The following is a 22,470-nucleotide window of genomic DNA, read 5'->3' on the forward strand; positions in this document are numbered from 1 at the left end:
TCCTCAGACATTAAGCACTCTTTTTGGTTACCGTTAACTCCCACTCTCACCTATAGAGTGGAACAATATATTAAATGTAGAGGTGGAAAGAATGAAGAACTTAAAAATAACTGTACTCTCACTACTTATTGTGACCCTTCTAACTCTTACGGGTTGCTCCTCTGATCCCAAAAGCGACACTGTTAATAACGAAGCTGGGGCTAAGGAAAGCAACGTTGTCAATCTTTATACGGACCGTCATTATGATACCGATCAAGCGTTATATGAATTATTTACCAAGGAAACTGGCATTAAGGTCAACATAGTTAAGGCTGCGTCCGATGAGCTAATCGAGAGACTGGCTCGGGAAGGTCAAGATACACAGGCTGATTTATTGGTAACAGCAGATGCAGGCCGGTTAAATCGAGCCAAAGAACAAGGACTGCTGCAATCAGTTTCCAGTGAAACCTTAACTAAAAATGTTCCAGAAAATTTAAGAGATAAGGATAGTGAATGGTTTGGCTTGACTATGCGGGCTCGAGTTCTTGTTTACTCTAAAGACCGGGTGAACCCTACCCAGTTATCTACATATGAAAATCTAATAGAGACTCAATGGAAAGGGAAAGTTCTGGTAAGGTCCTCCAACGCAGTTTACAATCAATCTCTGCTGGCTTCCTTTATTGCGCTAGAGGGTGAAGAAAAAACTAAGGCATGGGCCAAAGGTATTGTTGCCAACTTAGCTCGCGAGCCAAAGGGCAATGATAGAGATCAGGCTAAAGCCATCGTGGCAGGGGTTGGGGATGTGGCCATTATGAATACCTACTATATTGGCAAGATGCTCCACTCCTCCGATCCAGAAGAAGTAAAAGTAGCAGAAAAAGTGGGCGTTTTCTTCCCAAACCAAGCTACAACTGGCACCCATATCAATGTTAGTGGTATCGGCTTAACGAAAAATGCCAAAAACAACGCCAATGCCATTAAATTAATGGAGTTTTTATCAAGCGATATTGCCCAAAAGCAGTTCGCTGAGGCCAACTTTGAATACCCTGTAAATCCCAATGTTGAGCCTTCTGAATTATTGAAATCCTGGGGTGATTTTAAGGCCCAAGATATTAATTTATCTGCATTAGGTGAGTACAATGAGCAAGCAGTTAAAATCTTTAATGAAGTTGGTTGGAAGTAAAGAAACAGCCCTGCAAAGGGCTGCTTCTCTTTAAGGAGGTGTTGTTTTAAGGATGTTCCCAAGATACAAGTTAAAGTTAGATAGTTGGGCAGTTTTTAGTTTCTTGTTTGTAATTTTACTAATCATTCCTTGTTTGCATATTTTAGTAAATTTAATGTTGCCCGCCAATGAAAATTGGCAGCACATTAAGGATTATTTGTTAAAAGACTATGTGAGAAACTCACTTCAGTTGGTTCTTTTTACCAGTTTACTGACGATTTTGCTGGGTACAAGCTTATCCTGGCTTATTTGCGCCTACGATTTTCCTATGAAAAAATTCTTTAAATGGGCCTTGATTTTGCCCTTAGCAATCCCGCCCAATATTGCTGCCTATACCTATAGTGGTTTGTTAAGCTATACTGGTATCTTACAAATCACTCTGCGCAATAAATTTGCAATCCAGTCAGACCCTAAATATCTTGACATTATGAATATCAAAGGGGCAGTTTTTATCTTTACCCTGGTTCTATTTCCCTATGTCTATACCATTTCCCGGGCTTTTTTAGAAAGACAGTCTGCTTCCCTCGTTGAATCCGCCAGACTCTTGGGTAAAAAACCCCTTGCCATTTTCTTTTCTATTGTTTTACCCTGCTCGCGAGCCGCCATTATCGGTTCTGTAAGTTTGGTGATATTAGAAGTGTTAAATGACTATGGGGTTGTTCAATATTTTGGTATTCAAACCTTCAGTACAGCCATCTTTAAGACCTGGTTTGCCATGGGAGACGTCAATTCAGCTATTAAATTATCTTCTTCCTTAATGCTGATAGTACTGATCATACTCATTCTAGAAAGAGTAATGCGTGGCAGGAAAAAATATAGTTACACTACTACCAAAGTCCGGCCCCTAGCGCCTATATCCCTAAAGGGAATCAAGGGATTTTTAGCCTTTGGGTATTGTATGGTTATTTTTGCCTTTAGTTTTTTAATTCCTACAGCTCAGCTTATATATTGGTCTTCTCTTACATATCAAAACACGCTGGATCCTTCGTTTTGGAAATTAATCCTCAACTCTCTCAGCGTGGCCCTAGTTACAACCCTATTGGTGATGGTTGTTGCTGCGATTATAGCCAACTATTGCAGAACGAACGATCACCTGCTATCTAAGTTATACGCAAAAGTTACCGTGTTAGGCTATTCGATTCCTGGTGCGATTATTGCTATCGGAGTATTAGCTTGGTTTATCTTCCTTGATAATCAGTTATATGGTTTTTATCAAAAAATCAATGCAGGCTCAGTAAAACTAGTGCTAAGTTCAAGTATTGCCATGCTCCTCTTCGCCTATGTTATTCGTTTTTTAGCAATGGGGTTTAATTCCCTGCAAGCAGGTTTTGAAAAAATAGGGAATCGCTTTTCTGAGGCATCTCGGATGTTAGGGGTTAATAAAGCCGGTACATTCTTACGTGTAGACCTTCCCATGATCAAACCTGCCTTGTTAAGCGGCTGTGTTTTAGTTTTTGTGGAGGTTATTAAGGAGTTACCCCTTACTCTGCTTTTAAGGCCCTTTAACTTTGATACTCTGGCCAGTAAAGTCTTTCAGTATGCCAGTGATGAAATGATACCAGAAGCGGCCATCCCCTCTCTGATCATTATTGCCTTTAGTCTGCTCGCCATTTACTTTAGCAACAGGATAGCAATGAAGGGGGAAAACTAATGTATATTGAAATTAAGGACTTATTTTTTAGATTTAAAAATTCTTCTGAGCCCGTCATTGATAACTTTGATTTAACTGTAAATAAAGGAGAAATCATTTCAATTTTAGGTCAAAGCGGCAGTGGCAAAAGTACTTTCTTGCGCCTGTTGGCTGGCCTCGAAAAACCCTGTAGTGGTACAATTGCAATCAATGATCAGGTTTTATTTGATACTACAACCTACGTTGAACCCGAAAAACGCGGCATTGGCATGGTTTTTCAAGATTATGCCTTATTTCCACATATGACGGTAGAAAAGAACATTACTTATGGACTAGACAGATTAAAGCCAAGTGAGAGAACCCAGCGCTGCAAAGAAGTATTAGAGCTTGTGGGTCTGAAAGAGCTGAGTCACCGTTATCCCTATGAATTAAGCGGCGGTCAACAACAGAGGGTGGCATTGGCCAGAGCATTAGCACCAAAACCCTCTGTATTGTTATTGGACGAACCCTTTAGCAATTTAGATGCAGATATACGATCTAAAATCCGTGAGGAGTTAAAGAGAATCATCAACAAAGCTGGTATTACCTGTATTTTTGTTACCCATGATATCGAAGACTCCAAGGCCTTAGCCGATCGGTTGGTGATGATCAATAAGACTTTAAAGGGCTTTGTACAGGATTAATGGTTCATATCACTGCAGCAACTCTTGGTATTTCGGCAATTGTTTAGTAAACGCTTTATAGCCAAAAGAGTAAACATTATAAAAGGTTCACTTCTCGGGTTCATTAGAGTACAAATTGCATTTAGTGAAAAATTATTATAAAAAAGTCCGAAGCAAAAACTGCTACTGATAGCGATTTTGCTTCGGACCCTTCTTTAAGGTTGCAGTAATCAACATTATGTTTTTAACTTCTATCTTATCAAATAATTTAGTTGGTTAATTTTTTCATTAACCATGCCATATTTTGTCCTAAGTTTTTCATGTTTCTCATTCCTTCTTCATCATTGGTAACATCACCCACATCTTTTCCATAAACCATATTCCAGTAAGTAGAACCTACCAAAAGAACTTCTTTATTCAATAAAAAATGATTTAGTGTATCAACTGTAGTCATTCCTCCACCACGTCGAACAGCTACAACAGAAGCTCCAACTTTATGTTTTAACATCCCAGGATTAGTTGCAACAATAACTCCTGCTCGTTCGAGAAAAGCCTTCATTTTTGAGGATATATCAGCAGAATAAACTGGCGACCCAAGTATAATACCATCAGCATTGGTAACCTTATTAAGACATTCGTTGAAAAAATCACCATCAATAACACATTTCTTTTTCTGCAGACAGCCAAAACATCCTCTGCACCCTGATATAGGTTTATCGAATAACTGTACCAATTCAGTTTCTATACCTTCTTTTTCTAATTCTTCAAAAACGGTTTTGATAAGAATAGCCGTATTTCCATCTTTACGAGAACTACCGTTAATTCCTATAACCTTCACATAAACTCCCCCTGATGCAACATGAACACTCCCCCATTTGAAGAATGTATTTCAAAATCAACTTAACAAATATAACATAGGAGTGAACCTAATACCATTGACTGTCTGTTCTTTATCTATATCAACAAAACCAAGACGATGATAAAATTCTACTGCATATGGAGATGAATTTACTGTAATTTTACTAATTTTAGTCTGGCTTTTACAAATCTCTTCAACAGTGTTAATTAAACTCCTTGCAATACCTCGCCTATGGTACTCTTTTTTTACAAACAACATACATATATGGTTAAATCCTCTTGTAGCTATTATACCTGTTATATCATCATTATCAATACATCCCCAAAAAAGCAGTTCTCCCTTATCAAGTTTGTCAATGATAGAATTATATGAAATAAATTTTCTAAATTCCTCAATGCCTTCGTTTGTGTAATCTGGGGCTTCAAATTCTCTAAAGACTGTCCATACTAATTCAATGGCTGTTTTAATATCTTTTCTTTGTAGTTTTATAATTTCCACAAAAACCACCTACTTAGAAAAATTATATATACTCGATTAAAAAGAATTTTGTATAATATCAATCTAGAATTACCATCTAAATATCAAAGGTAAGTCTGGTCTGAAATCCTTGGACTGTTTAACTGCCCATTTTCAAACTCTAATTCAATGAGGTGTTCTTTACCTCGTTTAATTGTACTACTTTTCTTTATAGTAATTGGTCAAATATGCAATAGATACACTTCTTCTATAATAACTCAACTAATTTAAAAAACTTTCTTCTGCACATTTCCTGGTTATTCCTTCTAATTTACAAATAATTCTAAGCTACTTCCAAAAATACCCATAGATATTGCATTAATAAACAGGATTGCTTTAGACATTATTTTTGAAAAATTGACAATGCCTTAAATACTCTATCACAAATTCCCATTTTATGAATATATTTGTAATATAAATTTAGAAAGGGGGAAACAAAATGTCACATGGTAAACAAGGTCCCCATCACGAGCTAATTTTACAACTGCTTAGACTGCTTCTAGAACGCGAAGAGATTGCAAAATTTGCAATTAGAGAATACCATAACAGAGCAGATGATCTAGAGTGTCAAGAATATGTTTGGACAGTTGCATGCACGTTTTAAGGATCAGGAATCGGGGCGGTAACTTTGAAGTTACTGCCTCTCATCCCTGAAAACGTAATATCATCAAGAAAGAAGGTAAGTTATGTGAAAACTCGTAAAAATTTTGGGTACCTCGATCCTGAAACTTTAGAATATCCAAATCCGGTACAAATTTTACAGCTTCTTAGAGAGCTTTTGAGAAACGAAGAAGTAGCATTAGATGCCATTAGGGAATACTATAATAGAAAAGCTGACCTTGAGTGTCAAGAATATGTTTGGACAGCTGCATGTACACTTTAATAAGCTTATAGAATTGGGGCGGTAACTAAGAAGTTACTGCCCCTTTACTGGTAACCAACTAAGGAGCGTTAAAAGAGGTGTTTAAAAATATGAATATTGCCTGGGATGAACTCCTGCAAATTGTTGAGAAAGGAAGTGGTTTTTATGAACGCTTAGATGGCGAATTTATATGTGAACAAATGAAAAACCCAGACAATCAATCGAAAAAAAAACTAGAGAAGTGGAAAGCTACTATAGCTGCTGGTAGTGAAGAACAATTCTTAAAGCGGTTTTCTGTAGATGGACTTAAATTAGAACAAATTTATGGTCTTATCCAGTCAGTGAAATGGAAAGATAGAAAACGCGGTCCTGAGTGGATTTACACATTACAAGAAGCGATTCAAATTGCCCCGGAACTTAACTTTAAATCCCAGAAATTTTTGTCTGAAAACGAACCCCTCCCTTTTGAAGAATTTTTTGTTCCATTTGTTTATACGTCTGTGCAAAAACTAAAAGATAGAGCAGGTAAGAGCTATGATTGTTTGACTACTGATGCACATCATCAGTTGGAAAGAATTCTATTAAAAAAGCTATCTAAGATAGGTTCTATAACGCTTCAATTTGAATTTAAAGTCTACCGAATATATAAGAATTTGTTTGAAGCTGTGCCAACCACTGAGAACTCCTCCCCAATATACCAATCATTTATCAAACTAATGCTGGAAGTAGAATTTTTCTCCTTTTTTAAAACATACCCAGTGCTGGCTAAACTATTAGCTCTTTCATCCTTGTTTTGGGTTGAGTGGGTTTCCGAGTTCATTCAAAGGGTTGCAAACGATAAAAAAGAGATAGAAAAATTGTTTAACGATAATAAAGAAATAGGTCAGATCATTGAAATAGAATCCGAGTTATCAGACCCTCATCATCACGGAAGAATGGTCGTTATTTCTAAATTTTCCTCTGGCCTCAGGTTGGTTTATAAACCAAGAGATCTGGGAATGGAAGAAGCATATTATCAACTATTAGATTATTTCAATCGTCAAGGACAAGAACTCCCCTGGAAGTGCCTAAAAATATTAAACAAGCAAGTATATGGTTGGGTTGAATACGTGGAGCAGCTTCCGTGTGTGAATAAAACACAAGTTCAACGATATTACACTAGATGTGGCATGCTGCTTTGCTTAATGTCCATTTTGGGTGGAACTGATTTGCATTATGAAAACATTATTGCCAGTGGAGAACATCCCACTCCTATAGATTTAGAAATGCTCTTTCAACCATATAAAACAGTAGGAACGACAATTAATATTGATAATCAGTATGCTACAATTTCTCGTACAGGGTTACTACCTCTCCCACAAGAAGATTGTTCAGGAAAAAGTCTTGATCTTAGTGGCCTAACAGGGGGGAACAACCAGCAGACACCATTTAAAAACCCCAAATGGGAAAACATTAATACAGATCAAATGGATTATACCATGATGCATCAAATAATGAAGCCCGCCAAAAACCACAACTATTTAAACACCCAATTGATGACCACTTATAATTATAAAGTAGAATTAATCTCTGGGTTTCAAAAGATGTATCAATTTATTATTACTCATCGTCATCAATTACTTGCTAAAGAAGGACCACTTGAAGGATTTAATGGAAAGGGATGTCGTTTTGTTTTTCGTCCAACAAGACTTTATACTTTATATTTATACCAAACCTTATCTCCCCACCTATTGAAAGATGGAATAGACCGAAGTATTGAACTTGACCACTTAAGTAAAAGATTTATCTCTGAGCCAGACAATACTTTATGGCCTCTACTTAAAGAAGAGCACCTATCACTAGAAAAAATGGATATTCCACATTTTTTATTTCAAACAAATAATTCTTCCCTAAACATTTCGAAACATAAAGAGGTTGAAAATGTTTTTCAACCTAATGCTATGGCTCTGATACGTAATTGTATTGAGAGCTTAAGTCCCTCTTTCCTTAACCAACAAATAGCAAGCCTAAATAAAATTCTAACAGTAAATTCACTTACTAGTGATCTAAAGGGAAATGAAGATCCCAGCACCCCAAAAGAACTGCTTGAACAAGCCATTTTAATTGGTGAAATTGTTCAGGAGAAATATCTATCCTCAACATCCATTTCGGGTATCGTGGGATTTAATTTATATGCCGGAAGTCTCGGTGTCGCCTTTTTTTATGCAGCGCTGGCAATGAAAACGCAACAACACAGTTTTAGAAAGCAAGCTCTTGAAGAAATCCAAGTGTTTCGTAAAGAATTCCAAGGTACTAAAGCGTTAAACTATATAAACCAATAGGGAATTGGTGGAACAGCGGGACTTGGTTCAATTGTTTATACCCTTGTACGAATTTACGATTTCCTGGGTGAACAATTTATCATAGATGAGGCAATTAGAATATCTAAAATGATAACCCCTGAACTAATCTACAACGATCAAATATTTGATATCATGAGCGGCTCGGCCGGGACCATACTTGGTTTAATTCCGTTATATAAAGCAACAGGGCAAGAAGAAGTATTGTATAAGGCTGTAATTTGCGGAAAGCATTTATTGAATAAGCGAGTAACAAGTGACACAGGATATAAAGCTTGGAATAACCGATTGCTGAAAACATTAGAAGGTAAACTCCCTACTGGTTTTTCTCACGGCGCTGCAGGAGTTGCTTATGCACTAGCAAAGTTATTTGAAGTATCTAAGCAAATTGAATTTAAAAATGCTGCTGAAGAAGCTATTCAGTATGAAAACAGTACGTATTCCGCACAGCATCGGAACTGGGCAGATTATCGGATTTCGATAATGGAAGTACATCACTCTCCTTATTACATGGAAACATGGTGTTATGGTTGGCCTGGGATTGGACTTTCCCGCTTGGGAATTCAATCCATTTGGAATACAACTGTGATTAAACGGGATATTACCATCGCTGTTGAAAATGCAAAAGCTTTTAAACTGAAAGAATTGGATCATCTCTGTTGTGGTAATTTCGGAGTTATTGATTTACTTATTACTGCAGCAAATCAGCTTTCAACTGAAGAATTATATCATAGTGCCATAAAACAAGCAGATTTCGTTTTAAAGAGATTAAAACAGCCAGGCGGATTTAGACTTAGCCAAAAGGAATCAGAAAATCAAATGGGTCATAGTCTTTTCAGAGGATTAACCGGGATTGGCTATGAATTTTTGCGCCTTGCTGCTCCAAAGGAATTACCATCCGTGTTGTTACTCGAATAAAGTTTTAAGAGACTGTTTCAATTAATTTCTGTTTTGGCAGTCCCTTGACCAGGTGGACATTTCTGATCCTTCTACAAGTCCAAAGTCTCTAAATAAATCTCCAGCCGGTGCTTTGGTCTTGGTGCATAGAGGATGTCTCTAGTTTTGTGTAATTGGATATAACTACCAATAAGGAGTTGATTCAATTATGCAAGACACAAAGAATCGGTTAGTAGCGGAAATAGCTAAAGAATGTAAGAGCATGGACGATATTCATAACATGCTGAAGGACCTCTTTAAGGATACAATTCAAAAGGTTCTTGAGGCTGAAATGGATACTCACCTGGGCTACGATAAACATGATCCAACAGGTGACCATTCTGGCAATAGCAGAAACGGGTATAGTAAAAAGACTGTTCAAACTCAAATGGGTAAAGCAGAAATCAAGATCCCCCGTGACCGCAACGGTGAATTTGAGCCACAAATCATCAAGAAATACGAAACAACTGCTAATGAACTTGAAGATCAGATCATTGCCATGTATGCCAAAGGCATGTCCACCCGGGATATAGAAGATCACATGAGAGACATCTATGGCGTGGAAGTTTCTGCAACTATGGTTAGCAAAGTAACTGATAAAATACTGCCAATGATTGCGGAATGGCAAGCAAGGCCACTAGATCGTGTCTATCCTATCGTATTTCTTGATGCCATTCATTTCAAAGTTCGCAAGGATAACCGTATCATAAATAAGGCTGCTTACAGTGTACTTGCCATTAATATAAACGGGCAAAAAGAGATATTAGGTATTTGGATTGGTGAAAATGAGAGTGCTAGTTTTTGGCTAGGTGTTTGTAATGACCTCAAAAATAGGGGTGTTGAGGACGTTCTAATAGCCTGTAAAGACGGACTTTCAGGCTTTAGTGAGGCTATTAACACCGTTTTCCCCAGGACGAGGATACAGTTATGTGTCATCCACCAGATTCGTAATTCTATGAAGTATGTTTCTTACAAAGAGCAAAGAGCTGTACTAGCTGATCTTAAAAAAGTTTACCAAGGCTTAACCCTGGAAGAAGCCGAGTATGCCTTTGAGGAATTCAAAGAGAAATGGGGTAAAAAGCACCCTATAATCATTAAGTCTTGGGAGAACAACTGGCTGGAGCTAACTACATATTTTGATTATCCGTATGAAGTCAGAAAAATGATTTATACCACAAACATTATTGAAGGATACCACCGACAATTAAGGAAGGTAACGAAAACTAAAACCGCTTACCCCACTGACGATGCGCTAAGAAAGATAATTTACCTGGCAACAGATACAATCTCCAGGAAATGGACCATGCCAATTCGAGAATGGAGAAGTTGCATTTCTCAACTTGCTATTTACTTTGGAGATCGGCTCCAATCAGAAATTGCTTAAATGCAAGGGGCTAGGCGATAGGTTTATCGCTTTTATTCTCCCGGAGATAGCCATAAAAAAAGAGATAGCTGGGAATAATATCCTTAGATATCTCCGGCAGAACCATGTAGGGCGCTCGGGTTGCTCCTCAGCATTGCCCTATCCTCCCTGCAGGCAAGAGCCATTATAAGCCTTTCCAAATTTACAAGGAAACAATCCAATTACACAAAAATCTGTACACTCCCGGTGCATATGAATATATGACCAATTTCTATTTTATCCTCCTAATAATCACTGACCTAAACATATCTATTAGTCAGTTATGATTATAATCTCAACATTGTATTAGAACCTATTTAAATAGTTTTGCAAAGAATCAGCCAACTTTCCAATATGTATCCCATCTACAAAAGAATGATGCACTTGAACAGAAAAAGGAAGCATCCATTTCCCATCTCTGTTAAAATATTTTCCCCAATCAAAGAGAGGTGTAGCATTATCTTTTTTCCCAGGATTAGTATGTGAAATGTGAGTAAATGATACCCACGGGAATGGCGAAAATTGAAATACATCATTACCTAATGGCCCTGTGAAATATTCTTTTTGATTTTCAGCCTTTTCGATAGCTATGGCAACATATTCTTCTACTGTACCCTGCATTTCAACATTAACAACCTTAAAAAGCTCGGTGTCTTTGTTAATATACGTAAAAGCTGTATCAATTCTATCATAAAGCACTATTTGACCATCTACGAAACGGTATCTAAACTCCTCAATTTCGTTTGCACATTTGGAAACAATAAAGATTAGAGCCATTGTAAACGAATACTTCATCTCTTTAACCCTTGCTAAGAAATTATTGATATCCAACTCAAAAGTCACACAATATGATGGCTCAATGCTATTTCTAAATATTTGACAATGTAATGCACGCTTCCAATTTTTCTCATTAATTACCTTATAATTATTAGCCATAAATACTTCGTCTCCTTTATGAGTTCAATACCTACATTGCATTATCCTACAAATATAGATTAATAGGTAGCCCTTTAAAGTAATGGTTGAAAATTTAGATTGTTTAAAATATAATGACATGTTAAAATACATTTATTCATATTGAATTTTGAAATTGATAAGGTTTTCCTTACCACCATCATTCTCTATGAAGGTGAGGTGATAAGGATAACCAACAAAATTAGCTTTGAAGTAATTTTATACTGTCCAGTATGTAAGACAGTGCAAAAAGAAATTTCTCCATTACTTAATGATCATAACGAGGCATTAACCATTATGCAAAAAGACAGAGTTATGGAACAGAAGTATTACTGTTCCCATTGCGATATAGAATTAGTTTATGACATAAGAACTCACATAGTCTTAAATCCAACATTTAAATCTGTATAGCAAGGACCAGAAAGGGCTAATATAGCCTTTTTATTTTGTGAAAAACTTTTAGTTATAATACTTTTTTAGGTTTATCAGAACAATCACTAAGTACCAGTTATATCGGGATCACATCGGGATTATAAAATTTTACAATGTTATATTAAGTCAATGTTATATTAAGTCAATACCTCTAATATTTGTAAACCAACAATGAGCTTGCTGGGTTTAATACTAATTTTAAGTTAATAAGCTACTATTTAAATATTAGATAATCTTTTAATTTATATCCTTTGTTATAAACATCTCCATTTTTGTTAACCCAACTTACTTGGAATTCAACAGCACTGAGCATTTCCTTTAATTTATCATCTGTTAGCCCTCTATAATACAGAACACTGTTTCGTTCTTCAAAAGACAAATCTTCACCATCATTATTTTGACTTTTTACAGTTCCAAACCAGTACCGATCTCTGGTCATAATATTTTTAAAATCTTGAGTACCGGGTACTTTTATTTGCTTCTTAGTAACATCCTTCCCGTTTGCTATCTCCACCCTGAATAAGAAATTACGAAAATCATCAATTGTAGGATTCTTAATTCCATGAGTACCAACACTCTCATACTCTTTTGAGGATAAATGAGTTACTTGGGCCACTATATTTACAGTGGGTATTTGTTCTTGGGGTTGACTTATTGTAGTATTGGGTGCAGTTATACTTTGGCATCCTGTTCCTAAGAGTATTATTACAAGTATAGCACCAACTAGAATTGTTCTCATTTTTTGACCTCGTTCCATATTATTAAACCATGCCATATTTTGTCCTAAGTTTTTCATAATAAAGCCAAACCCTTTTTCCTTTAAGAGCTTTTCCTTCGTCATTGCATATTAACACCTTAATAATAATCATCTATAGTAGGTAATTATCTCATTTACTTAGCTATTACAATTATATTGTTATCATAGCCAGTCTGAGCACCTAAAGCTTCTGCTACAAAATGAGGAGGAAGCATTACACGGCCATTCTTAACTTCAGGAGCAACATCCATAGTAGTTACTATACCATTAACATCGATTTTTGTATCACCGATTGTTAACTTTACCACCTTATCCCCTTGAGCTATGACTACAAATCCCTGTGCAAATCCCATGCTTGCGTCCATTGCTTCTGCAAGGTAATCAATAGGTACATATGTATAACCACCTTTAGTGTAAGTAGCTATATCCATAACTTTAGTCTTACCCCTTAGACCTATTACGGGGGAATTGGCAAAAAAAGAAATAGAGTTGTTTTTTTCCTTGGTTCTCGTAGCAGTTGTATAATATCCTATAACAGTTTGACCGTTAGCATAGCCAATTTCAGCACCTAAAGCTTCTATTACGTAACGAGTAGGCAGCATGAAGTGGCCATTTTTAGCTTCAGGAGCTACATCCATAACATAAGCACTCCCGTTTAATTCGTAAATCGAGCTTCCGATTGTTAACTTAAAAACCTTGTCCCCCTGGGTTAATGTTGCAGTGCTATTTTCAAAAAACATATCTATGTCCATTTCTTTTGCAATAAAATCAACAGGTACATAGGTGCGTCCATCTTTAGTGTAAGGGGCGACTTCCATAACCTTAGCACATTGGTTTGAATAGTAGATGGTTGACCCGACATTAAATAATAAGATATTCTTTGAAACGTTATCCGATGAACTTTCTTTTGTAGGCTTGTTTGATTCATAATAACTAATTGAAAAGAAAATCATTATACACAGAATAAATACTATTGCAGCACTCCTAGTTGACTTAAAAAGAATATACCCGCATGCACCTGCCGCAATAGATATAATAAAATTACTCATCAAATCCGTTATGTCCATAATTATCTACCTTTAACATAATTATTTGTTATTTTTTCCCTAAAACATTTAACCTTCTTTGAATATTTTAATTATTACAATATTCATATATAAAATCTAATCTTATCCAACGTTCTAATGTTTTAAGATAGACAGCATTCAAAGCATGAATGCAATAGCCCATATCGGTTGTATCACCCTTGGTAAGCCTTTGGTAACAATAACCTGTAGTTATCCACTCTGCATGGACAATCAGATTGGGGAACAACATCTACTAAGACAAGTTCTTTATAAGCAATTTTTATTTTTCCAACCTCATAATCACAGTATTAATGTCGGCAGGGTTTTTCCCTCCATCTTTATAGTCCATAAAACCAAACTTTAGATACATCTTTCTTGCCATTTCGCCAACTTTTATGTTTGGAGAAAAGGTCTGAACGAAAACAGGTCTCTTATTATCCAAAAATTTAAGTGCCCTTTCCACTAATTGATAGCCATAACCTTTACCACGACTTTCCTCTCTTACCGCCAGCCATAATATCTCATTTATAGTTTTATTGACAGCTATTATGCCTTCAATATTATTATTATTCTCAACACAAAAGGCAGAGGAATTAAGTATACAGTCCTTAATCCCATTTTTAAAATCTATATTATCAACCATTTTACCAAATATGGGTTCCACTTCTTTGGCTAAATCCAGCCAGGCATTATAATCTTCCATTTTAACTACTCTAACAAACATGATAAAATCACCTCTTATATAACTCCTGAGTACAAATGACATTATATCAAAAATAGATTAGAAGTTATTGGATATGAAATAGGCTTAAAGTTTCTTGAAAAAGAGGGCCTTCAAAATGAAATAAAAATAATTATTTCCATAGTCTATCTAACACAGTACTTACAATATAACTGACTAGTCCAGCAGTAATGGCTATAACTATGTATTCTTGAACTAAATTATTCAATACTATTATGTCTACAAGATTAGAACCTAAAAACATACCAAACGAACCGCCTATAGCCCCTGAAATACCACCAATTAGTCCACTTCTTTTAGACATAGCTGCAATATCTCCTTAAATTATTATTCATGCCTATATATTCCAAACTGGAATATAATATTAAGCATGCTATTTTTTTCTAAAATTAATTGTAAAGTTATTTTCTGTTCCATAGAATTTATCGAATTCAAAGCCAGAATCAAGTAATAAATTTTTAATTTCATCTATTGACATTTTGTCTGGATCTCCAGCTTGTTCTGAGATTGATAGATTACCATTAGGGCACATTATTCTATAAAATTCTTTAACATATTGTTGTTTGTTTTCAATCTCCCCTAACACAGTAACCATATATATAACATCAAATTTATTGCTTTCAAAAGGAAAATCAATACCATTGCATAAGTGATATTCAACATTAAATATATTCTTCTTAGATAATCTTTTCTTTGCTATATCAAGCATTTCTTTCTGAATATCAGTCAATGTTAATATGCCATGAGGTATAGACTTAGCAACTTTAGCACTAAAATATCCAGGACCTGGCCCAATTTCAAGGACATTATAATTTTCTTTTAATTCAAGGCGTTGAATTAGTTTTTTAGGAGAAAGAAATAAATTCCTCAAAGGAATAAGTAGAGTAAAAGCAAATTGGTATGGAAATACTCCTTTTTTCGCAAATCGATCAAAAACCGAATTCATTTTTCTCCTCCTTTCCTTGTCTGCACTCGTTAATGCTCCCTGCTTCTATTTACGATTTCTTTTTAATCGTAAGCCCCTGATGTTACTCTCACATAGTATGGATTATGGCAAACTTACAGTAAATAAGCATATTTTATGCAGATGTTAACCGCTTTTTAAAATAAACTCATTCAAAGCCATTTTCCTCTTTTCTTGAATATTCAGAGTATCCAAGTTTTTGATAAAGCTTTATATTTTCGGTCATCTTAATATTCGTGTAAAGCCGAATTTCATTATAATTATACTCAGAAGAATAGTGCTCGGCAAATGCAATCAACTGTTTCCCAAAACCTTTGCCTTGGGATTCTGAAAGTAGGGCCACATTGTCAAGCAACATATAGCCATCAAAGTCCTTTAGTACCAAAACACCTACGATTTCCTCGCAAAATTCCCCGCAGAAAACATTTCCATCTATGATAAGGGGTAAATAATAATCAAGCATTTGTTATTTCGCAATTTTTATAAACTGTGGTTTTAGGAATCACTTTTCTGAGAAACTTCTTGACCAATCCTATAACCAAGTATAGATATAATTAATGGGAGAGCTGTATTTAAAAAAACTAAAGGCTGACCATAAATGTCTAATAAATATAAAAATCCTGCTAACGGTCCGATATATAAAAAACAGAAAATAATTACAGGTCCTAAGATATTTATTCCGACTAGTGATATTGTGAGACCCAGACCCCAGAAAAAGGTAGTAAAATAAATAAAAGTAACTTCACTGTTTCTACCCATCCAAGACCCATAAAAACCCCAAATTAAAAGAAAAATAATAGATAAGATAAATTCAAGGAAACTAGGTCCAGGGCCATCAACTAAATGACGAGCATTAAATATGGCAAAAATAAAAGTAGATGAAAATCCAAAAAGAATGTATCGGATCATTAATTTCTCCCTTAAACAGAAAATCTTTATCCTTTCTCGGGTGTCAAACCTTAAGTAATATGGTTTATGGGAAGTTTATTAATACTCATCGTTTAGATTACAACCTTTGAGTTAAATAGTTACAAAGTAAATCTTATTTCCATTTTGTTCAATGATCTTTTTCAAATCATCAAAAGAAATCCATACCGTAGCAGTATTAACATTGGGATGAACCCCAAGCTTGTTTTTTCCTACTAAATCATTATCAAATACTACTTCTACAAAAGCCTCGTTATCATTAATTATACCTAGTGGTGTTACTTCACCTTTATGAAGATGTAAGTATTTAAAAAGCCTTCCTTCAGATGCAAAGCTCAATCTTGTACAGCCCAGTTGCTTTTGAATACTTTTTAAATCGGCCTTTTTGTCTTTTTGTAAAACTACAAGGAAATGTCGTTTAAATGTATTATACCTACTTTAAGGCATTCCCTTCTACACTAGCACTGTCAATGCAAATTATAATCAAATTAACGAAACTGTACCCTTAGATCCATTGACTTCAATAATCTGCCCATCTTTCAAAGTTTCTGTAACGTCTGTTACACCTAATACTGCTGGGACACCATACTCCCTGGCAACTATAGCCCCATGGCTCAGCAATCCACCATAATTTGTAACTACAGCACTGGCTATGGCAAAAAGTGGAGTCCATGCCGGGTCAGTGTTATTGGCAACTAAAACATCACCTGCTTTAAATTGTGCAAAATCATTCAGGGAACGTATTACTTTGACCGGACCACTGGCAATTCCAGGGCTTCCGCCTATTCCTTTTAAAATTCCACCATTATGTTGACGTGTTTCTTGATCACACTTTATCTCAGGCCAACCATTAAAAATCGCAGGCAATGCATCAATATCAATACTTTTTTGAGCTTTGCGCAATGAAATAAGATGATCTACATTTTTAGTGTCTATATTTCTCTTTATAATCATTTCAATTTCATCAATAGTTAAATAAAATATATCCTTCTCGGCGTGTTTCAGGATACCTTCTTCTTGTAAACGCTGAGACATCTCCCTGATTGCCTTTTTAATTAACGAAAAGGGCATTGTAATATAGTAATGACGGTTATCCCGTAAAAGCATATATCTTTGGGTAGGGTCTAAGATTCTATTAAAAATATATTTCTTTACAAAAGACAATTTAGAGCGAACATATTTTTCGGTCTTCTCACGTACATCTTTTTTTTCTAATCCCCTGGTTATTGGATCATATTTATCATTTGTGCTCAGGAACCCTCTTATCATAGCAAAAACTATGTCAGGTTTTTCCCACCAAAAATCTGTAGCAATATCCATGTTTGTATTGAGGTGTCCATGCTTATTAAGTAAATCATTTAGTTCAGAAATGAAATGACAACCATCCTCAGAATTACCTGCATGATTTAGGAAAGACTCGGTTGAATTAGCATGAAAAGCCATGAGTAGTTGAGGGGATTTTTGCAATGTTTGAGCCAAGCACCAAACATCATCATTAGTCTCTACAGTAAGGTTGTTGGGAAGTCCAGATACTAATTTGGCACTTAAAGATACATCATCACCCAAGAGTTTAGTTAGCATAGTATAGTAATTATCTGCAGGAAGTGCGCTGGCTAGTTGATACTGAAAAAAACTTTTACCAAGATCTCGACAAGTTATAATGTATTGATATAATTCAACATCACTAATTGTACTAAGCTTGTATTCTCTAAGGCGTTTAATTTCCTGCAGATATCCGGGTAATAGTTCGTTAAAAGCTTTATCCATGGTAGCATTTAACTTCTTCACTTTCAAAAACATATTTAATATCAGTTTTAAGTCTTTGAAAAAACCATGTTTTGGCATAAACCTTTTTTCTTCATCTGTGGTTAATATTGTCTTCATTGCCAGTGACGGGTAAACTTCCTTCATAATCGTAAAATTCTGGTAGAAATAGCCGTGTATCCAGGCATAAAATTTATAATCAGCAGGTAACCTTTTTCCTATTAATGTCTCACAAACAAAGCGCAACCCCTCGCTTTGACAAGGGGCGAGAATTGACCACCCCAGAATTGACAAGGGTTGATGGTAACGCTCTCTAACCCACTGCATGTTCGTCCATTCTAAATTAGGGTCAAAGTTAAAGTAATGTAATTCGTCTGCCTTTTTTATGGAGTGACACATACTTAAGGTAGTTATTGGACGTGACTGGAGTATATAAATACGATTATCTGCCACGGCCCATTCAATATCTTGTGGGAACCCAAAATGCTCTTCTATACTACAAACATATCTAGATAAAGATATTATTTGTTCTGTAGTTAGTGAAGAAGCATTTTTTATATTATCTGATGTAAGGGTTGACCTTGTTCCTAAACCATCTTCCGCAAGAACAATAGATTGTTCTTTTTCAGTTATTCCTTGACTCAATATTTTTTTATTTGTTTTATCAACTATGAAACGGTCAGGGTTTATGTGTCCAGAAACGATTCCCTCTCCAAAGCCCCAAACTGATTCAATTGTTATTTGGGAATTATCAAAAGTTATTGGATTAATGCTAAAAGCTACTCCTGATGCTTCAGATGGCACCATTCGCTGAACAACTACAGCAAGGAAAACTTTATTATGGTCAAACCCGTTTTTTATTCGGTAATGGATTGCCCGTTCAGTCCATAGGGAAGCCCAACATTTCTTGACACTATCTAAAAGAGTTTCATCGTTAACATTAAGGTAGGAGTCCTGCTGGCCAGCAAAGGAGGCTTCCGGCAAATCTTCTGCGGTAGCAGAGGAACGAACAGCAACAGGAGAATTTGGTCCAATTATTGAGTAATAGGCATTAATAATAGCGGCCCTCAACTCTTCAGGCATTTTCTCCAAGTATATTTTTTCTATTATCTCTCTAGATATCTGGGCCACACTATCCCGATCTATAGAGATATCAGAAAGATTAGCATTTCTTATGAACTTACGATAAGCTTCCACAGTGATGCAAAAGCCCGAAGGTATAGGAAAACCAGCAAGGAACAGTTCTCCTAGATTTGCACCTTTACCCCCTACTGTAGCGACATCTTTTGCAGTCACTTCCTTAAAGCTTTTTATAAATTCATTCACGTCGTCCTCTCCTCTCTCCTAACCTTTTAAACCTAATCCCTGAACACTATAGTTAATTAAAAAGTTTATTAACTCTTCTTCCTGATAATCAAGTTTATAAACAAATATATGGCCGATTGTATAGGAGACTGAGTAAATGAAAGTTGATGCTGCTAATTCGGTATTCTGAGGTTTCATCTGTCTAGTTTTCACTGCTTCATCAAAATATTCTTTAAAGTAGATTATCATCTCTTTTAAATGGTCATTTCGATTTTCTCTTAACTGGGCTCGGTTTGTAAGAAAAAAGTTAACTTCATGAATATTTGATGATATTAAAGCATGAACTTGCCCCCTAATATATTCACTAATTATTTCTTTTATATGAGTTTCTTCTCCCAATACCACCTTAAGAGGCTTCAAATACTTACTCTGAATGCTGTTATAGACTGCATCAAATATGCATTTTTTATTAGGAAAATAGAAATATATAGAGCCAACTGAAATGCCTGCCTCGCTACAAATATTTTGTATCGAAGTGCTTTGATACCCTTTTTCTGAGAATAATCGTAGTGCGACATCAATAATATGTTTGTATTTGGCATCCTTTATTTCCTGAATATGCTTGGGTGTTTTGTAGGGCATATATATCCTCCTGAAGGGAACTAAAATGAAGTATAGAATTTATATTCTATACTTCATTTTAGTTCCCTTCTGTAAGTCTTGTCAATAAATTACTTATCATAATATAAAAGCTAGGGGTTTCTTTTTAAGCACCCTAGCTCTTTTTAAAAAATATTTTGTTCACTAATGTACCACTGTACGCTTCTGCAGCTTCGATTATTATGGCATTAACTTTTACAAAGTCGTCCTTAGTACACAGTGTGATTGAATTTTGATTTGGCGCCTTATTACGCTGAGCTTGTTGAACTTGCTGGATTGATTGTTGTAGGTACTGAATTTCTTTTACAAGAACTACGTAACAGCAGGCTCAATTTTATACGATGCGGTATATGTTACAGGAGGCCGCCAAAATGTTGATAGTCTAATGAAACAGGGAGATGCAATACATTTTGTTAATGAAGCCTTTAAGCATGCTAAAGCAATAGGTGCAACTAATGAAGGAGTCGACTTACTTACTGCCTCTCAGATCCAAGGTGTGCCTACTGCTGGTACTGAGGCTGCCATCCAACCTATTACATTTCCAAATAATACGATACCACTAGAAACTATGAATTCATCCTTTCAAAAACTCATCTGTCTGTTGATAACGGAAATATGGATTATGGGAAGTTAATAATTATTTCAACATCCCATTTTTATAATTTGCTACTCAATCTCAAATGAAAGCTTCATTGTACCCTTTGTTCCTTCCTCTGATTCAGCACAAAAGATACAAACATAGCGACCTTTTTCTAATTTGTTAATTAGAATATTATTGCTATACCGATCTCCATTTTTAAGAATAACATCTGTTTCATTTTTACCATAGGTATATTCTTTATTAGTTGTTCTGTTTATTATTTCATATTGCTCTATGTTACCATTAAGAAATGTGGCAGTTACATCCGATTTATTTTCCACTATCCACTTCAGTTTACAGTAGTCCGACCCTTTTTCAGTAACTCTAAGGCTAATACCTATTACAGGAAGTACCTTATCGTTATCAATAGAACATCCAGATAGTACAATTGCTGAAGCAATGATAGTTATAAATAAATATTTTATTAAATTCAAAAGTCATAACTCCTGTCCCTATCATATGGATAATGTGTAGTATAACCTTCTCTATGACTTGGTATATTCTTGCTATAACAATACCATTATATAACGTATAAGGCTAATTGTAGTTTAACATTCTCTAAATGTCGGTATGTTGTAAACACACTGATATTCGTTCTACCATTCCACCAGGAGGGAAAAATATATATAACATCCTAATATTTTCACTATACCATGTTTAAGTAAATGAAAACTTCCAAACGCAATAAAGTCAATGTTTTTCTACTTGATCTACTTGCCAATTGGGGTGATGATACGAGGCCCACTCTTTAGAAACTTTTCCATCCACAAGAACACGTATTGTTCCTGGGTTTGCAAATATGGATAAGTATATGTGTCCGATAATAAATGAAATGGTTAAAGCCGCTGATATACCATGAATGGCCAATACTGATTCAAACCAATCGTAATGCTTACCTTGTCCGTTAATAAGTAGAATACCAGTAATCATCAAAACTATGCTGAGCATGGATGTTATCCAAAATAAGATTTTTTGACCTGCATTAAATTTACCGGAGGGAAGTGTGTCATGGGATTTTGTGAGATAATTACCCATATACCTTAACCATTGCTTGTCATAATCATAGAGTATGCAATCTCTAAACCAAAGTATCATTGTCAAAACAGATGATATTACAAAAATCCAACCATTTATTCCGTGAATAATTGCTGTGGTTATATTATTTAGGTTTAGTATAAAAGTAAAACCACTTATTGCCACAAGAACAAAGGAAAAACTTCTGAACAGGTGGCAAAGGCGTTCTTTGCGGTTAAACCTGATTACATCCCGTGTAGATTTCTTGTTAAGTTTTCCTTTTCCCCCAATTACTATAAAATGAACCCCACAAACAATAATTGATACTAATAATAAACTAGCAAAAATTAATGTCTTGTAACTAGTATAGAATTGCAACATTTTCCCTCCCTAAATTTTCTAATTATAAAAACCTTTTATGGTTGTCATGACAATTATAGCCCTGTATTTACCTAATATCAAGGAGTGGAAAATGTAGAAATTTTAGTTAATTGGTCAATGGAACAATTCAAAGAGTTTTATAATTCCAGGGTTGATAATAGCCTCTTAATCAACACAATGTTCGTTGTTGAAAGATTCCGCCGTAAAGGTATCGGCACAGAATTTATCTCGATGGCTAGAAAAAAAGCTAAATCCCTTGATTTCGATAAACTTAGCCTATTTGTTTTATCAAATAACGTAACTGCCCAAAAGATATATCATTCCAACGGCTTTAAAATAATAAAGGAAATAGACTTTAATAATGGAGTAAAAATTAATCATATAGGTGGAATTTATTTTATGGTTTGTGATATATAAAAAAATTACATAATCGAAAGTTACCATTGCTTTGTTATG

General features: G+C 35.3%; 23 protein-coding genes and 1 pseudogene. 9 read left to right on the plus strand and 15 right to left on the minus strand.

Going from position 1 to position 22,470, the window contains the following annotated elements; translation table 11 throughout:
- Window positions 1-91: 91 nt before the first annotated feature.
- From ACYQ03_RS11460 to ACYQ03_RS11470, 3 genes are read left to right on the plus strand one after another with little or no spacing between them, the layout of a single operon-like run.
- Window positions 92-1,162 carry a Fe(3+) ABC transporter substrate-binding protein gene (locus ACYQ03_RS11460; RefSeq protein ID WP_459910073.1) on the plus strand — a complete coding sequence of 357 codons (1,071 nt, stop codon included), beginning with the start codon at window positions 92-94 and terminating at the stop codon, window positions 1,160-1,162.
- Window positions 1,163-1,214: 52 nt separating this feature from the next.
- A complete protein-coding gene (locus ACYQ03_RS11465; RefSeq protein ID WP_459910074.1) occupies window positions 1,215-2,852 on the plus strand; it encodes an ABC transporter permease in 1,638 nt (545 codons plus the stop codon).
- On the plus strand, window positions 2,852-3,514 hold the full coding sequence (locus ACYQ03_RS11470) for an ABC transporter ATP-binding protein (protein ID WP_459910075.1): 663 nt from the start codon (window positions 2,852-2,854) through the stop codon (window positions 3,512-3,514). The genes ACYQ03_RS11465 and ACYQ03_RS11470 overlap by 1 nt, the downstream gene beginning before the upstream one ends.
- 247 nt (window positions 3,515-3,761) lie before the next feature.
- Here ACYQ03_RS11470 and ACYQ03_RS11475 read toward each other — a convergent pair whose 3' ends face one another.
- Window positions 3,762-4,331: a flavodoxin family protein gene (locus tag ACYQ03_RS11475; protein ID WP_459910076.1), complete on the minus strand. Its 570-nt coding sequence runs from the start codon at window positions 4,329-4,331 to the stop codon at window positions 3,762-3,764.
- A 57-nt stretch (window positions 4,332-4,388) separates the two neighbouring features.
- A complete protein-coding gene (locus tag ACYQ03_RS11480; protein WP_459910077.1) occupies window positions 4,389-4,850 on the minus strand; it encodes a GNAT family N-acetyltransferase in 462 nt (153 codons plus the stop codon).
- Window positions 4,851-5,496: 646 nt separating this feature from the next.
- On the opposite strand from ACYQ03_RS11480, the gene ACYQ03_RS11485 reads away from it, so the two are divergent.
- From ACYQ03_RS11485 to ACYQ03_RS11500, 4 genes are all read left to right on the plus strand, one after another.
- Complete coding sequence (locus tag ACYQ03_RS11485) at window positions 5,497-5,751, plus strand: hypothetical protein (RefSeq protein WP_459910078.1); 255 nt, start codon at window positions 5,497-5,499, stop codon at window positions 5,749-5,751.
- Window positions 5,752-5,828: 77 nt separating this feature from the next.
- Entirely contained in the window at window positions 5,829-8,051 is a 2,223-nt protein-coding gene (gene lanM, locus ACYQ03_RS11490) for a type 2 lanthipeptide synthetase LanM (protein ID WP_459910079.1), read from the plus strand.
- Window positions 8,052-8,054: 3 nt separating this feature from the next.
- Window positions 8,055-8,987: a lanthionine synthetase LanC family protein gene (locus tag ACYQ03_RS11495; protein ID WP_459910805.1), complete on the plus strand. Its 933-nt coding sequence runs from the start codon at window positions 8,055-8,057 to the stop codon at window positions 8,985-8,987.
- A gap of 187 nt (window positions 8,988-9,174) precedes the next feature.
- Window positions 9,175-10,389, plus strand: coding sequence for an IS256 family transposase (locus tag ACYQ03_RS11500; protein ID WP_459908590.1), 1,215 nt, complete (start codon window positions 9,175-9,177; stop codon window positions 10,387-10,389).
- A 324-nt stretch (window positions 10,390-10,713) separates the two neighbouring features.
- Here the strand turns inward: ACYQ03_RS11500 and ACYQ03_RS11505 are convergent, their stop codons facing one another.
- The 11 genes and pseudogenes from ACYQ03_RS11505 to ACYQ03_RS11555 all read right to left on the minus strand — a co-directional run bounded on the left by ACYQ03_RS11505 (window position 10,714) and on the right by ACYQ03_RS11555 (window position 19,961).
- A complete protein-coding gene (locus tag ACYQ03_RS11505; protein ID WP_459910080.1) occupies window positions 10,714-11,343 on the minus strand; it encodes a CatA-like O-acetyltransferase in 630 nt (209 codons plus the stop codon).
- 664 nt (window positions 11,344-12,007) lie between these two features.
- A complete protein-coding gene (locus ACYQ03_RS11510; RefSeq protein WP_459910081.1) occupies window positions 12,008-12,634 on the minus strand; it encodes a hypothetical protein in 627 nt (208 codons plus the stop codon).
- Between the two features lie 50 nt (window positions 12,635-12,684).
- Complete coding sequence (locus tag ACYQ03_RS11515; RefSeq protein WP_459910082.1) at window positions 12,685-13,617, minus strand: copper amine oxidase N-terminal domain-containing protein; 933 nt, start codon at window positions 13,615-13,617, stop codon at window positions 12,685-12,687.
- A gap of 280 nt (window positions 13,618-13,897) precedes the next feature.
- Complete coding sequence (locus tag ACYQ03_RS11520) at window positions 13,898-14,341, minus strand: GNAT family N-acetyltransferase (protein ID WP_459910083.1); 444 nt, start codon at window positions 14,339-14,341, stop codon at window positions 13,898-13,900.
- Window positions 14,342-14,471: 130 nt separating this feature from the next.
- Window positions 14,472-14,663 (minus strand): hypothetical protein, encoded by a 192-nt coding sequence (locus tag ACYQ03_RS11525; RefSeq protein WP_459910084.1) that lies wholly within the window; start codon window positions 14,661-14,663, stop codon window positions 14,472-14,474.
- Window positions 14,664-14,732: 69 nt separating this feature from the next.
- Complete coding sequence (locus tag ACYQ03_RS11530; RefSeq protein ID WP_459910085.1) at window positions 14,733-15,305, minus strand: class I SAM-dependent methyltransferase; 573 nt, start codon at window positions 15,303-15,305, stop codon at window positions 14,733-14,735.
- Window positions 15,306-15,471: 166 nt separating this feature from the next.
- On the minus strand, window positions 15,472-15,786 hold the full coding sequence (locus ACYQ03_RS11535; RefSeq protein ID WP_459910086.1) for a GNAT family N-acetyltransferase: 315 nt from the start codon (window positions 15,784-15,786) through the stop codon (window positions 15,472-15,474).
- A 32-nt stretch (window positions 15,787-15,818) separates the two neighbouring features.
- Window positions 15,819-16,232: a hypothetical protein gene (locus tag ACYQ03_RS11540; RefSeq protein WP_459910087.1), complete on the minus strand. Its 414-nt coding sequence runs from the start codon at window positions 16,230-16,232 to the stop codon at window positions 15,819-15,821.
- A 111-nt stretch (window positions 16,233-16,343) separates the two neighbouring features.
- A pseudogene (locus tag ACYQ03_RS11545) lies at window positions 16,344-16,658 on the minus strand (YbaK/EbsC family protein); the annotation flags it as partial.
- Between the two features lie 75 nt (window positions 16,659-16,733).
- Entirely contained in the window at window positions 16,734-19,340 is a 2,607-nt protein-coding gene (locus tag ACYQ03_RS11550; RefSeq protein WP_459910088.1) for a PEP/pyruvate-binding domain-containing protein, read from the minus strand.
- An 18-nt stretch (window positions 19,341-19,358) separates the two neighbouring features.
- Window positions 19,359-19,961 (minus strand): TetR/AcrR family transcriptional regulator, encoded by a 603-nt coding sequence (locus ACYQ03_RS11555; protein WP_459910089.1) that lies wholly within the window; start codon window positions 19,959-19,961, stop codon window positions 19,359-19,361.
- Window positions 19,962-20,271: 310 nt separating this feature from the next.
- On the opposite strand from ACYQ03_RS11555, the gene ACYQ03_RS11560 reads away from it, so the two are divergent.
- Window positions 20,272-20,613, plus strand: coding sequence for a type 1 glutamine amidotransferase family protein (locus ACYQ03_RS11560; protein WP_459910806.1), 342 nt, complete (start codon window positions 20,272-20,274; stop codon window positions 20,611-20,613).
- A 32-nt stretch (window positions 20,614-20,645) separates the two neighbouring features.
- Here the strand turns inward: ACYQ03_RS11560 and ACYQ03_RS11565 are convergent, their stop codons facing one another.
- Window positions 20,646-21,053, minus strand: a complete 408-nt coding sequence (locus ACYQ03_RS11565; protein WP_459910090.1) for a hypothetical protein — start codon at window positions 21,051-21,053, stop codon at window positions 20,646-20,648.
- A gap of 256 nt (window positions 21,054-21,309) precedes the next feature.
- Entirely contained in the window at window positions 21,310-22,014 is a 705-nt protein-coding gene (locus tag ACYQ03_RS11570; protein WP_459910091.1) for a formate dehydrogenase subunit gamma, read from the minus strand.
- Between the two features lie 84 nt (window positions 22,015-22,098).
- On the opposite strand from ACYQ03_RS11570, the gene ACYQ03_RS11575 reads away from it, so the two are divergent.
- Complete coding sequence (locus ACYQ03_RS11575; protein ID WP_459910092.1) at window positions 22,099-22,431, plus strand: GNAT family N-acetyltransferase; 333 nt, start codon at window positions 22,099-22,101, stop codon at window positions 22,429-22,431.
- Window positions 22,432-22,470 lie beyond the last annotated feature (39 nt).

Source organism: Desulfotomaculum defluvii (assembly GCF_054657375.1).

Coding starts and splice junctions, on each gene's coding strand:
- ACYQ03_RS11460 (WP_459910073.1), top strand. CDS start 92: ATGAAGAACTTAAAAATAACTGTACTCTCACTACTTATTGTGACCCTT.
- ACYQ03_RS11465 (WP_459910074.1), top strand. CDS start 1,215: ATGTTCCCAAGATACAAGTTAAAGTTAGATAGTTGGGCAGTTTTTAGT.
- ACYQ03_RS11470 (WP_459910075.1), top strand. CDS start 2,852: ATGTATATTGAAATTAAGGACTTATTTTTTAGATTTAAAAATTCTTCT.
- ACYQ03_RS11500 (WP_459908590.1), top strand. CDS start 9,175: ATGCAAGACACAAAGAATCGGTTAGTAGCGGAAATAGCTAAAGAATGT.
- ACYQ03_RS11505 (WP_459910080.1), bottom strand. CDS start 11,343: ATGGCTAATAATTATAAGGTAATTAATGAGAAAAATTGGAAGCGTGCA.
- ACYQ03_RS11510 (WP_459910081.1), bottom strand. CDS start 12,634: ATGACGAAGGAAAAGCTCTTAAAGGAAAAAGGGTTTGGCTTTATTATG.
- ACYQ03_RS11515 (WP_459910082.1), bottom strand. CDS start 13,617: ATGGACATAACGGATTTGATGAGTAATTTTATTATATCTATTGCGGCA.
- ACYQ03_RS11520 (WP_459910083.1), bottom strand. CDS start 14,341: ATGTTTGTTAGAGTAGTTAAAATGGAAGATTATAATGCCTGGCTGGAT.
- ACYQ03_RS11525 (WP_459910084.1), bottom strand. CDS start 14,663: ATGTCTAAAAGAAGTGGACTAATTGGTGGTATTTCAGGGGCTATAGGC.
- ACYQ03_RS11530 (WP_459910085.1), bottom strand. CDS start 15,305: ATGAATTCGGTTTTTGATCGATTTGCGAAAAAAGGAGTATTTCCATAC.
- ACYQ03_RS11535 (WP_459910086.1), bottom strand. CDS start 15,786: ATGCTTGATTATTATTTACCCCTTATCATAGATGGAAATGTTTTCTGC.
- ACYQ03_RS11540 (WP_459910087.1), bottom strand. CDS start 16,232: ATGATCCGATACATTCTTTTTGGATTTTCATCTACTTTTATTTTTGCC.
- ACYQ03_RS11555 (WP_459910089.1), bottom strand. CDS start 19,961: ATGCCCTACAAAACACCCAAGCATATTCAGGAAATAAAGGATGCCAAA.
- ACYQ03_RS11570 (WP_459910091.1), bottom strand. CDS start 22,014: ATGTTGCAATTCTATACTAGTTACAAGACATTAATTTTTGCTAGTTTA.